Source organism: Acinetobacter sp. ANC_7503, assembly GCF_056780035.1.
The window spans coordinates 163,175-174,513 of record NZ_JBWYJA010000005.1; the positions used below are offsets into that span (position 1 = coordinate 163,175).

Genomic DNA, 11,339 nt, shown 5'->3' on the forward strand with positions numbered 1-11,339 from the left:
AATTAGAACTTCTTAAAGCCTTTGTTAATACCAAAAGGTTTGCGTTGACCAAATTTATTTTCATTACGTGGTTTGTAATCAACAGAATTGCCGTTTACTTCACCTTTGTTTTCAGGACGCTTATTGCGGAAATCCTGATTTTCAGTGCGAGGGGCACGATTGTTGAATCGATTCTCAAAGCCTTCTTGACGCGGTGCGCGATTGTTAAATCGATTATCGCTGCGGCTTTGATCAGCACCACCTTGACGGAAGTCACGGCGTGGTTCTTGATGCTCGCCTTCGTCACGGCGTTGTTGGCGTAAATAACCACCACGACGTGCTGCAAGTGGTTTCTCTTGCATACGTTCATTGCGGCGTTTCGCCATACCGAAAAGACCAGTACCTTGACGTGGTTTGAGTTCAACAGACTTAGTTAAGTTATCAATATCATTTTTATCAAGTTCAATCCAACGACCTGTACGTAATTCACGTGGCAGAATGACTGTACCATAACGTGTACGTAATAGACGGCTGACTTTTAGACCTTGTGATTCAAAGATACGGCGTACTTCACGGTTACGTCCTTCTTTTACAACCACTTGATACCAACGGTTAATCCCTTCACCACCAATTTCAGAGAATGACTCAAATTTTGCTGGACCATCATCGAGCATGACACCATCTGTCATGTTCTTTTTCAGTTGAGGGGTCACTTCACCCATCACACGTACAGCATATTCGCGTTCAATTTCACTAGATGGATGCATTAAGCGGTTTGCAAGCTCGCCATCGTTTGTGAAAAGTAATAATCCTGTTGAGTTGATATCTAAACGACCAACCATGACCCAACGATCACCCGGAATTGATGGTAATTGATCAAATACAGTTGGGCGATTTTCAGGGTCGTTACGTGAACAGATTTCACCTTCAGGTTTGTAGTAAATCAATACACGACGACGAATTTCATCTTCAATTTGGAACTGTACTTTACGACCATCGATACGAAGCTCATCGGTTGGTTCGATACGTTCACCTACTTGAGCAACTTGACCGTTGACACTAACACGACCGGCAGCAATGACTTCTTCCATATAGCGGCGAGAACCCAAACCTACACGTGCCAATACCTTTTGCAATTTTTCACTCATAACAGCATAACCTTAGAAATAATCATCAACAGTTCACCTATTTACGACTTGGGTGCGTGAGCATCCAATGCCATAAAAGCTTCCTTGGCATCCTGTAGGGGAGGCAGTTGATTTAAATCACTTAAACCAAAAGCATTTAAAAATTGTGGCGTTGTAACCAACAACGCGGGTCTTCCTGGAAGTTCCCGGAAACCGGACTCTTTAATCCAGTTCCAATCGAATAACGTTCTGAGTTGCTGACTGTTATTCGTGACTCCTCGAATTTGCTCAATATCGGCTCGGGTAACGGGCTGATGATAAGCAATCACTGCTAGAGTTTCTAACAATGATGGTGATAATTTAGTTGGACGTTCTGGCCAAGTTTGTGCAATCACTTGTCGATACTTAGCACGAACTTGAAAGCGAAAACCTTGAGCTGTTTCAGTCAGCTCAATTGAACGACCGTGTTGTAACACTGCAAGCTGTTGTAAATAGGCGCGCAGTTGTTGTTTGGAAAATTGGTTTTGAAATGCCTCTTTTAAGCGTGCAATAGAAACAGGCGCTTCACTGGCAAAAATAATAGCTTCGAGCTGCATGAGCACTTCGTGGTGTAACTCATCAACTTGAAAGGAGTTTGATTGATCAATGGTCATATCATTACCCCTTGAATTGCCAGCGGGGCTTCAATACCTGATGCAATAATTTGAACTTTTTGCTGACGTGTTAGCTCTAATATTGCCATAAACGTCACCACTAACCCCATACGACCTTGACTTGGTTTTAAAAGTTGATCAAATTTCAAAACCTCACCTGATTTTGTCATCTGTTCAATATAGGCAATACGTTCTTCAAGCAAAACAGGTTCTTGAGTAATCTGGTGTGTAACAGGCTCTGGGCGATTAAAAATACAAAACATAGCATCGCGCAGAAGAGAGGCTTCATAACCTTCATTTACTGTATTAATTTGTCCAAGGCTAACGTTGGGTAGAAAAGTATCACGGTCCAAAATAGGCATTTGACCGAGACGCTCAGCAGCTTGCTTGATCCTTAAATATGTCTCTAAACGATCTATTAATTCTTGTTTTGGATCTTTTTCAATTTGAATTGATTTAGGTTTAGGCAGCAGTAAGCGTGATTTTAAATCTGCTAATAAAGCCGCCATCACCATATAATCTGCGGTCAACTCAATATTGAGTGACTTCATACTGTCAATATATGACAAATATTGCGTTGCAATCGGAGCTATATCGAGCTGAAGTAGATCGAAACCGTTTTTTTGGATGAGGTAAATTAAAAAGTCGAGTGGTCCTTCGAAATGTTCTAATAGAATTTCGAATGCTGCAGGCGGTATATATAAATCTTCAGGAATCGTATCTTGCCACTCATCTAAAACACGGATGTGTGGAAGTGCGTCCATGGGATTATGGATAGCTTGAGTCATTACAATTATTAGCCACGCGAATTTTCAAAAGCATGTTGGGCGATTCAGGAGATCACATATCGAAATCAGTAAAAGGACAGTGATTCGAATAGCATAAAAACAATATGGGTATTCTAAATTAAATCGAGTGCTGAATATATCTTTATCCGCAGTTTTACGATAAAAAATTTGAAATAAATAGGTAGTATTTTTTAAGGTTATATAGATGTATTTAGTGTTTTAACTGATAAATGTAAACTGGTATTCATTGTTAGCGTGTATTCGACGAGAAGTAAAAGAGTATGAATAATTTTCAAAAAGTAGAACAAAATGTATATGAACAAAGTGTAGGTATAAAAGTTCACTCAAATACTCACCCTATAGACTCATTCAAAGCGTTGAGTGGAACGTATGTAAATTTATATCCTTTAAATTTAATTGAAAATATTGAAGAGCTTGCGAGAAATCTATTCCCAATTAAGATTACAGACGAGTTTATTTCAAGCTTTACCTATTTGCCTTACGAAGCGCCAACTTCGATTGAAGACTTGTCATATAAACTCTCATCGCAATTTGGTACACAAGGGAATATTTATTATGTTATTCGCATAGCGAACAAACCAGTGGGGGTGGATCGCATTGATGAATATCGGGTTGGATGATGGAGTGGTTGAAATTGGGAATGTATACTTCTCAGCAGATTTAAAACGGTCTAGAGCTGCTACAGATGTATTATTTTTACTGTTGAATGAGTGTTTTACTTTAGGATTTAGGCGTATAGAGTGGAAGTGTCATGAGTTGAACTTAGCTTCCAAAAAAGCCGCACTACGATTCGGTTTTCAATATGAAGGAATGTTTAGACAACATAAAGTGGTCAAGGGAAGAAACCGAAACACGCTTTGGTTTTCAATGTTGGATGAAGAGTGGCTGACTTTAAAAGAAAGTTATTTAGCTTGGCTTGAACCAAGCAACTTTACGCAAGAGGGTCAACAAATAAAGACCCTCCAAGCATTTTATAACGAAAAATCAGCGTAAATTAAATAAAGCGAGATGAATGGTGAGGCATTTTACTCAAAAGCACTCACATCACCCACGCCACGGCGGATAATTTCAGGTTGACTTCCTGAGAGATCAACAATACTTGTTGTGGTTAATGTACCAAGTCCACTATCAATAAAAACATCAATTCTTTTACTTAATTGTTGTTCTATTTCATATGGATCATCCAAAGGCTCAGTTTGACCTGGAAGAATCAGGGTGCTGGTGAGTAAAGGTTCCCCCAGCTCTTTAAGAAGCATTTGACAGACTGGGTTGCTCGGTACACGTAAACCAATGGTTTTCTTTTTGGGGTGCATCAAGCGACGAGGGACTTCACTTGTCGCTTGCAAAATAAAGGTGGTAATCGCAGGTGTATTATTTTTAAGCAGACGATAAGTTGCATTATCCACTTTTGCATACGTTGCAATATCTGAGAGATCCGCACATAAGATCGCATATTGATGCTTAGCACCAAGATCACGGATTTGAGCAATTCGTTCCATTGCTTGCTTATTACCAATTTGGCATCCGATGGCATAGGCCGCATCTGTTGGATAAACCACGACATCGCCTGCACGTATTCTTTCTACTGCTTGAGTAATAAGTCGAGATTGTGGATTGTCAGGATGTACTCTTAAATGAAGCATTTTATTTTCTCCTGATTATTTTTTCGTATTATTGCGTGCATGGACATTCACTTCAATGTCATGAATATATATTTACTAGACTTAATCTAGCGATGCACGAGAAAATTCATCCAAATGTAATGTTTTGCCACTTCTGAGACACTTACAGATGCACTGAATAAAGTGTTGAGCATCTCGAGGAAGCTGAGCTTCACCTGAAAAATAACGTTGTACTTGAGCATAAACATTGTCTTTAAAAGACTGTCCATCACCACCTTCACCCGTTAAATTGTCCAGAGAAACGCGGAATTTTAGACCAAAGGCTGTGGCAAACATCCATTCAATTGCTTGAGGTTTAATTTCGACTTGTTCAAATAGGGCTTGTTGTTCAGCGGTTCGACCATCTGGTGCATACCAGTAGCCAAGATCAGGAAGAGTGCGACGATGATCTCCTGCGATTGTCCAATGACTTATTTCATGTAAAGCACTATTGAAAAATCCATGTGCGAATTGGATGCGAGCGGGTTGTTGGTCTGAGGCAGGGAAGTATTCAGGTTCAAAGTCGCCTTTGACTAATGTGACATTTAAGTGGGAAAACCAATGATTAAAGTGTAAGATAAGCCAGTCTACCTGTTGAGCTTCTGTTTGCAGATTTACCCAAGGTGCGAGTTGCACGCGGTCTAAGTGATCGGTCAAATTTGAGGTCGAAGGATAGTGTAACTGTAATGAAGTTGTGACTTCAGATTGCGGCTGCAACTGATGCATGACTTGATTAACCTAAATGATCTGTCTGAATAAGTGCAAAATTGTATCTTAATCTTTGACAGAGTACTTATGAATTTGTAGAATTGCCGCCTTAATTATGTCAGCAAATACCTTTCCGGCACAGATTGAGCCGTTTAAATGGGCTGAACAGGGCTTCACATGGTCAGGTACACTGCCATTGTCGCGCTTTGTTCGTATATCCCGTGAAGCTGTTGGGTCAATTGATAATCAATTGATCAATATAGACTGTAAGCTATCAATGGATGCGTATCATCGTATCGTTTGGCTTGATGGTAGTGTTGAAACGAAGGTTCCAATGGAATGCCAACGTTGTTTGGATACTGTTGAATTACCTCTCGAATTGGACTTTCATCTGGCTTTAGTCGATGATGAGTCACTGATAGAGCGCTTGGATGAGGATGCTGATTTCATCGTCTTAGGTGAGAGTGAAGCAACGACAAAAGGTTCATTTGATGCACCTGCAACCGCTGATTTACTTTCTCTCATAGAAGATGAATTGTTATTGTTGATTCCTTTGTCACCAAGACATGAGTCTTGTGAGCATAAGCATCAACCTGCCCAAGAAGAAGTTGTTGAAGAAAAACGAGATAATCCGTTTGGTGTTTTGGCAGCTTTGAAGGGTAAACTTAACTAATTTTTGTGTTATACTCTTAGGTATAAGACAATCGAATTTGTTCTGATCCATTTTTTCGATCTTTGTAAGGAGCCATCATGGCCGTTCAGCAAAACCGTAAAAGTCGCTCTCGCCGTGACATGCGCCGTTCACATGACGCTTTAACCGAGAATGCATTAACAGTAGACCAAACGACTGGTGAAACTCACCGTCGTCACCACGTAACTAAAGATGGTGTCTACCGTGGTCGTCAATTATTCGCTAAAGCAGCTGATGCTGAATAATTGGTGATGTATTAAGCGTCAAGCTTAGTAGAAAAAATGGGAGCGTAAGCTCCCTTTTTTTATTTCTATTTTTTGTTGTATTTGGCAATTACCAAAGCTTTTTTTTAATGATAAATTTCGCTCCATCAAATCAGTTAAGACTTGAGTTTGATGTTCAAGATGATCGAAATGAATCAAAATTGAATAGTCAAAGCTCTGAATAAAGGATTTTTATATGTCTGCTAAACGCCTCGAGCAAGCCGTTCTTGCGACCAAAACTGCATTTGTTTTTCCTGGACAGGGTTCTCAAAAAGCAGGAATGTTAGCGGAGCTTGCAGAACAGTTTAGTAGTGTGCAAGAAACGTTTGCTGAAGCTTCTGAAGCACTCGGCTTTGATTTATGGCACATTGCGCAAAGTGGTGAAGGGTTAAACCAAACTGAATTTACACAACCAGTACTGCTCACAGCAAGCATTGCTTTATGGCGTGTATGGTTAGAGCTTGGTGGTGTCGTTCCTAAATATTTAGCGGGACATTCACTGGGTGAATACAGTGCATTGGTTGCTGCAGAATCTTTAAGCTTAAAAGATGCAGTTAAATTGGTGAACTTACGCGGTAAGTTGATGCAAGATGCTGTCCCTCAGGGTCAAGGTGCTATGGCTGCGATTCTTGGTCTTGATGATGCTAAGGTTGTAGAACTGTGTGCTCAAGTCACCGCTCAAGGTGAGGGTTCGGTGGAGGCTGCAAACTATAATGCACAGGGTCAAGTTGTGGTGGCAGGTGATACTGCACGAGTTGAAGCGTTAATGGCTTTGGTAAAAGAGCAAGGTGCAAAAGCAATTGCGTTACCAGTATCAGTACCATCACATTGTTCATTAATGAAGCCAGCGGCAGCAGAGTTTGCCAAAGCTTTAGCAGATGTTGATATTCAATTACCTCGCATTCCAGTGATTCAAAATGTCAATGCACAAGTGGCTGACAGTGTTGATGAATTGCGTACAGCGTTGACATCACAACTTTATCAGTCTGTCCAATGGACTAAAACACTTCAAGTATTGGCTGATCAAGATGTGAGCTATGTTGTTGAATGTGGTCCTGGGAATGTATTAACAAATTTAGCAAAACGTCTAGCACATGTTGAAAAAGCATTGCCTTTAGATACTAAATCTCGTTTAGAAGATGCTTTAAATACTGTATTAGTTGCAGAAGGGAAAATTGCATGACGCAGGAACGTAAAGTCGCGTTAGTGACAGGTGCAAGCCGTGGTATTGGTGCTGCGATTGCACAACAGCTGATCGAAGATGGCTTTTTTGTTGTAGGTACGGCTACATCTGATTCTGGTGCTGAAAAATTATCTACACAATTTGCTGAACATGGTGCAGGAAAAGTACTCGATGTTCGTGATGGAGCTGCAATTGATGCACTCATTACAGATATTGAACAAAGTTTTGGTCCTGTACTTGTTCTTGTGAATAATGCAGGTATCACAAAAGATAATCTACTGCTTCGTATGTCTGAAGATGATTGGGATGATATCCAAAATATTCATCTTAAAGCAGTGTTCCGTCTCTCTAAACGTGTATTGAAAGGTATGACGAAAGCGAGATTTGGACGAATTATCAATATTAGTTCTGTCGTTGCGCATTTTGCAAATCCAGGTCAAGCAAATTATTCAGCTGCGAAGGCTGGGATTGAAGCTTTTAGCCGGAGTTTGGCTAAAGAAATGGGCAGTCGTCAAATTACTGTCAATAGTATCGCGCCTGGATTTATTGCAACTGAGATGACTGAACAGTTAAGTGATGAAATTCAGAAAAAAATGAGTGATCAAGTGGCATTGAACCGTTTTGGTCAGCCTCAAGATATCGCAAATGCAGTAAGTTTCCTTGCTTCTGATAAAGCAAGTTACATTACTGGTACGGTATTACACGTGAATGGCGGTTTATACATGGCGTAATGCGATGTATAAACTTTCAAATATATCAAGATTCAATTAAACTATAGGCATTATACGCCGCCACAAGCAATGAGGAGAATTCCTGTGAGCGATATCGAACAACGTATCAAACAAGCAGTAGCTGAACAACTTGGCTTAAAAGCTGAAGAGATTAAAAACGAAGCATCTTTCATGGATGACTTAGGTGCTGACTCTCTAGATCTAGTTGAGCTTGTAATGTCTTTCGAAAATGATTTCGACATTACTATTCCTGATGAAGACTCTAACGAAATTACAACTGTTCAATCTGCTATCGATTATGTAACTAAGAAATTAGCTTAATCATCAGATTCAGTTCTTTTCGAACTTAAAAGCTACCTTTATGGTGGCTTTTTTTTATTAAGGATTAAATTGCAATATTACATTAAGTTACCTTAAGTTTAAGAAAGATAACGGCGTTAGGTATAGTTCTTCTGTATAAAAATTAAGGGATCTAAATTATTTGATCACCAAACTGAAATAACAATAGGAGAATAACAATGGGTCTTTTTGATTTTGTGAAAGGTATTGGGAAAAAGAATACCGCACCAGCTGAGCAACAAGCTACACCAGCAACGCCAGCAGAGCCATCTGCTCAAGAAGTTGCGAATAAATTATTGGGGCATATTAAATCACTTGGCTTACCAGTAACAGGACTGTCTGTGACTTATAATGCAAGCAGTGATTTAGCGACTGTAAAAGGACAAGTGCAAACTCAAGCAGATCGTGAAAAGATCATCTTGGCTGTGGGAAATATTGATCATGTTGCTCAAGTCGATGACCAACTTACTGTTTCATCTCCAGAGCCTGAAAGTAAATTCTATACAGTAAAATCAGGGGATAATCTTTCAAAAATTTCTAAAGAGTTTTATGGTGATGCAAATCAGTACAACAAAATTTTTGAAGCAAACCGACCATTACTTAAAAATGCCGATGATATTTTCCCGGGACAGGTTCTAAGAATTCCAAACTAAAATATCAATGAATCTAAAAGACCGAGATTTAAATCTCGGTTTTTGATTTTAAAGTAACTTAATAACTTAAAACTGATTTTTAAATTATCAATATAAAACAATATTTTAACGGCTGGAAAATTTCTATAAATATATTTTAACTTCCACATTGCAATGGTGTTTTTGGCCATTTTTTAAGTTATTTCGAAGTAATAAGAATAAAAAAATTGAAATAAACTATTAATTCCAACCTTATGTTTTATATAGGAAAAATAAATTAGTAAAAATAAGTGTTTGAAAATAAATAAAATTTAATTTGTTTCAAGAGATAAAATATTGTTTCATTGGGTTTTATTATGTAACTTTAATTAATTAATAGTGTAATTTTGTTTCTGGTATTTTTTTGCAATATTTAAAAATTTTGTGTCTAATTTATATAAAAAGATAAATATTGATATTTTTTTCACAATTAATTTATAAATAGTGATTTTTTTCAAAAATTAATATTTTCAATAAAAACATTGCTTTAAGAATCTCGAATGGGGTGTAAAATTTTTTTTTTAACTATGAATTTTTGTTGATTTTCAACTGACTTTTTATGACGTTTACATTGATTCTCAATCTGATAAAAAAATAGAGGGTTAAAGAATATCTTAATAATACTGGGTGACGTCATGAAAAATTTAGAAATACTATCAAAAAACGATGGGGCGGTTTTAGAAAAGACTACTGCTAATAAAATCGTATTAAACCAGAACTCAATTGTGAAAATTGATGCATCAATCGAAGAGGTCTTAAATTTTCAGAAAGAAGGAAATTCTTTAGTTATTAATTTTAAAAATGGCGAACAATTAGTTGTAGAAAGTTATTTTGACGATCCCTTAAATAGTCATAATATTTTATTTAATGACAATGGTCAGCTTTATTGGGTTGAGTTCACAGATGCTGCCAATGAAATAGCTTCGACTATTAAATATTATCCAATTGATGATATTTCAGCACTTATCGCTGGAAACTCAAGTACAGCTTTGACAGGGTTAACTCCATGGTTAATTGCAGGGGGATTAGCTGCTGGAGTAGTTGCTATTGCAGATAATATGAGTGATTCTGATAAAAAATCTAATTCTGTATCGCCGGAACCAGAACCACCAATTAACGATGAATTAGAAGAAGCAAAACAGCTCGTTAATGATGCAGAGAAAGCTTATCAAGATCTTAAAGATTTGATTGAAGATAAATTAAATGATGGGTTAATTACTCCCGAGGAAAAAGCTGAATTAGAGGAAGCATTACAAGATGCGAAGGATGCTAAAGATGCTGCTCAAGATAAAGTCGATAACTTGGTAGATGGCGAGGCAAAATCTGATTTACAAGATCGACTAGATGATTTGGTTGATGAAGAGTTGCCAGCAATTAATGATCAAAATGGTGATGGTGTACCAGATGATCTCGAGCAAGCTTTACTAGATGCTGAAGAAGCTGTAGCCAATGCTGAACAAGCGTACGAAGCATTAAAAGATTTAATTTTAGAGAAGAATGAAAACGGCCTGATTACACCTGCTGAAAGAGCGGAATTAGATCAAGCTAAAGAGGCTTTCGAGAGTGCCAAAGCCTTAGCAGAAACTAAAACAAATTTATTACCAGGATCAGTTCAATCTCAAAAAGATGCTTTGCAGGAACGTCTTGAAGATTTAGTGGATATCATCCTACCTGAAATTAATGATGAAAATGATGATGGTATCGTAGATGATATCGCTGAAGCACTCATTGAAGCAGAGTTGGCTGTTGCGGAGGCTGAAGCAAAGTATGCAGCTGCTGAAAATGCTTTAACTGTTGCAAATCGTGATGGATTAATTAATCCAACAGAGCTTAATGCTTTACAGAATGCTTTAGAGCAGGCACAAATTGCTAAGTCAACTGCTCAAAGTAAAGTAAATGCTCTACCTGAATCTGTTCAGGAGCAGAAAGATGCCTTTCAAAATCGATTAGATGATCTGACTGACATAAGTTTGCCTGAAGTAAATGACGCAGATGGTGATGGCATTGTAGATGGCTTACCAGAAGCGATTCAGGAAGCGCAGTCAGCTGTAGAAGAAGCTGAAGCTAAATATGCTGAAGCTCTTAATAATTTAGCTTTGGCTCAAAAAGATGGCTTAATTAACCCGCTTGAACTCAGTATTCTTGAACAGAAAGTACAGGCTGCACTTGATGCAAAAGAAGTTGCTCAAGATAAGGTAAATGTATTGCCAAATGGAGCGATTAAAGATGGTTTACAAGATCGTCTAGATGCTCTTGTAAATATTGACTTACCTGAAGTCAATGATGCAGATGGTGATGGCGTACCAGACGGCGAAGATATTACACTTGAAGAAGCGACAGAGGCAGTAGAGGCGGCTGAAGCAGCATATGCTGAGGCAGAGCAAGCACTAGCAGATGCAGAAGCAGATGGTTTAATCACGCCAACAGAACTTGCTGAGCTGACTCAAGCACGTGATGATGCGCTTACTGCTAAAGAAGATGCACAAGCGAAAGTTGATGCACTTCCAGAAGGAGCAGACAAAGA

The 11,339-nt window shown here is 38.4% G+C and carries 14 protein-coding genes; 9 read left to right on the forward strand and 5 right to left on the reverse strand.

Annotated elements, in window-relative coordinates; translation table 11 throughout:
• Positions 1–2: 2 nt before the first annotated feature.
• From rluB to AC1M9M_RS07975, 3 genes are read right to left on the reverse strand one after another with little or no spacing between them, the layout of a single operon-like run.
• Positions 3–1,127, reverse strand: coding sequence for a 23S rRNA pseudouridine(2605) synthase RluB (rluB, locus tag AC1M9M_RS07965; RefSeq protein ID WP_481589208.1), 1,125 nt, complete (start codon positions 1,125–1,127; stop codon positions 3–5).
• A gap of 41 nt (positions 1,128–1,168) precedes the next feature.
• Complete coding sequence (gene scpB / locus AC1M9M_RS07970; RefSeq protein WP_035269219.1) at positions 1,169–1,759, reverse strand: SMC-Scp complex subunit ScpB; 591 nt, start codon at positions 1,757–1,759, stop codon at positions 1,169–1,171.
• A complete protein-coding gene (locus AC1M9M_RS07975; RefSeq protein WP_035269217.1) occupies positions 1,756–2,547 on the reverse strand; it encodes a segregation and condensation protein A in 792 nt (263 codons plus the stop codon). Before AC1M9M_RS07975 ends, scpB begins: the two co-directional genes overlap by 4 nt.
• Positions 2,548–2,828: 281 nt before the next feature.
• Here AC1M9M_RS07975 and AC1M9M_RS07980 point away from each other — a divergent pair, with 281 nt between their 5' ends.
• The gene (locus AC1M9M_RS07980; RefSeq protein WP_481596070.1) at positions 2,829–3,188 is read left to right on the forward strand and encodes a hypothetical protein; all 360 of its coding nucleotides are present in this window, start codon (positions 2,829–2,831) and stop codon (positions 3,186–3,188) included.
• Positions 3,169–3,561 (forward strand): GNAT family N-acetyltransferase, encoded by a 393-nt coding sequence (locus AC1M9M_RS07985; protein WP_481596071.1) that lies wholly within the window; start codon positions 3,169–3,171, stop codon positions 3,559–3,561. The genes AC1M9M_RS07980 and AC1M9M_RS07985 overlap by 20 nt, the downstream gene beginning before the upstream one ends.
• Before the next feature lie 32 nt (positions 3,562–3,593).
• Here the strand turns inward: AC1M9M_RS07985 and AC1M9M_RS07990 are convergent, their stop codons facing one another.
• Both AC1M9M_RS07990 and AC1M9M_RS07995 read right to left on the reverse strand, forming a co-directional pair.
• Positions 3,594–4,211: an L-threonylcarbamoyladenylate synthase gene (locus tag AC1M9M_RS07990; protein WP_035269212.1), complete on the reverse strand. Its 618-nt coding sequence runs from the start codon at positions 4,209–4,211 to the stop codon at positions 3,594–3,596.
• 81 nt (positions 4,212–4,292) lie between these two features.
• Positions 4,293–4,955, reverse strand: coding sequence for an elongation factor P hydroxylase (locus AC1M9M_RS07995; RefSeq protein ID WP_481596072.1), 663 nt, complete (start codon positions 4,953–4,955; stop codon positions 4,293–4,295).
• Between the two features lie 97 nt (positions 4,956–5,052).
• Between AC1M9M_RS07995 and AC1M9M_RS08000 the strand changes: the two genes are divergently transcribed.
• From AC1M9M_RS08000 to AC1M9M_RS08030, 7 genes are all read left to right on the forward strand, one after another.
• Entirely contained in the window at positions 5,053–5,610 is a 558-nt protein-coding gene (locus tag AC1M9M_RS08000) for a YceD family protein (protein WP_179999015.1), read from the forward strand.
• Between the two features lie 77 nt (positions 5,611–5,687).
• Complete coding sequence (gene rpmF, locus AC1M9M_RS08005) at positions 5,688–5,873, forward strand: 50S ribosomal protein L32 (protein WP_035269206.1); 186 nt, start codon at positions 5,688–5,690, stop codon at positions 5,871–5,873.
• A 214-nt stretch (positions 5,874–6,087) separates the two neighbouring features.
• Positions 6,088–7,074 carry an ACP S-malonyltransferase gene (fabD, locus tag AC1M9M_RS08010; RefSeq protein ID WP_180028322.1) on the forward strand — a complete coding sequence of 329 codons (987 nt, stop codon included), beginning with the start codon at positions 6,088–6,090 and terminating at the stop codon, positions 7,072–7,074.
• A complete protein-coding gene (gene fabG, locus AC1M9M_RS08015; protein ID WP_481589204.1) occupies positions 7,071–7,805 on the forward strand; it encodes a 3-oxoacyl-ACP reductase FabG in 735 nt (244 codons plus the stop codon). Before fabD ends, fabG begins: the two co-directional genes overlap by 4 nt.
• Positions 7,806–7,889: 84 nt before the next feature.
• Positions 7,890–8,126, forward strand: coding sequence for an acyl carrier protein (gene acpP, locus AC1M9M_RS08020; RefSeq protein WP_035269198.1), 237 nt, complete (start codon positions 7,890–7,892; stop codon positions 8,124–8,126).
• A gap of 197 nt (positions 8,127–8,323) precedes the next feature.
• Positions 8,324–8,797, forward strand: a complete 474-nt coding sequence (gene lysM, locus AC1M9M_RS08025) for a peptidoglycan-binding protein LysM (protein ID WP_481590517.1) — start codon at positions 8,324–8,326, stop codon at positions 8,795–8,797.
• 653 nt (positions 8,798–9,450) lie between these two features.
• Positions 9,451–11,339: GA-like domain-containing protein (locus AC1M9M_RS08030; protein WP_481596073.1), on the forward strand; the 1,889-nt coding region annotated here is incomplete at its 3' end.

Coding starts and splice junctions, on each gene's coding strand:
- rluB (WP_481589208.1), bottom strand. CDS start 1,127: ATGAGTGAAAAATTGCAAAAGGTATTGGCACGTGTAGGTTTGGGTTCT.
- scpB (WP_035269219.1), bottom strand. CDS start 1,759: ATGACCATTGATCAATCAAACTCCTTTCAAGTTGATGAGTTACACCAC.
- AC1M9M_RS07975 (WP_035269217.1), bottom strand. CDS start 2,547: ATGACTCAAGCTATCCATAATCCCATGGACGCACTTCCACACATCCGT.
- AC1M9M_RS07980 (WP_481596070.1), top strand. CDS start 2,829: ATGAATAATTTTCAAAAAGTAGAACAAAATGTATATGAACAAAGTGTA.
- AC1M9M_RS07985 (WP_481596071.1), top strand. CDS start 3,169: ATGAATATCGGGTTGGATGATGGAGTGGTTGAAATTGGGAATGTATAC.
- AC1M9M_RS07990 (WP_035269212.1), bottom strand. CDS start 4,211: ATGCTTCATTTAAGAGTACATCCTGACAATCCACAATCTCGACTTATT.
- AC1M9M_RS07995 (WP_481596072.1), bottom strand. CDS start 4,955: ATGCATCAGTTGCAGCCGCAATCTGAAGTCACAACTTCATTACAGTTA.
- AC1M9M_RS08000 (WP_179999015.1), top strand. CDS start 5,053: ATGTCAGCAAATACCTTTCCGGCACAGATTGAGCCGTTTAAATGGGCT.
- rpmF (WP_035269206.1), top strand. CDS start 5,688: ATGGCCGTTCAGCAAAACCGTAAAAGTCGCTCTCGCCGTGACATGCGC.
- fabD (WP_180028322.1), top strand. CDS start 6,088: ATGTCTGCTAAACGCCTCGAGCAAGCCGTTCTTGCGACCAAAACTGCA.
- fabG (WP_481589204.1), top strand. CDS start 7,071: ATGACGCAGGAACGTAAAGTCGCGTTAGTGACAGGTGCAAGCCGTGGT.
- lysM (WP_481590517.1), top strand. CDS start 8,324: ATGGGTCTTTTTGATTTTGTGAAAGGTATTGGGAAAAAGAATACCGCA.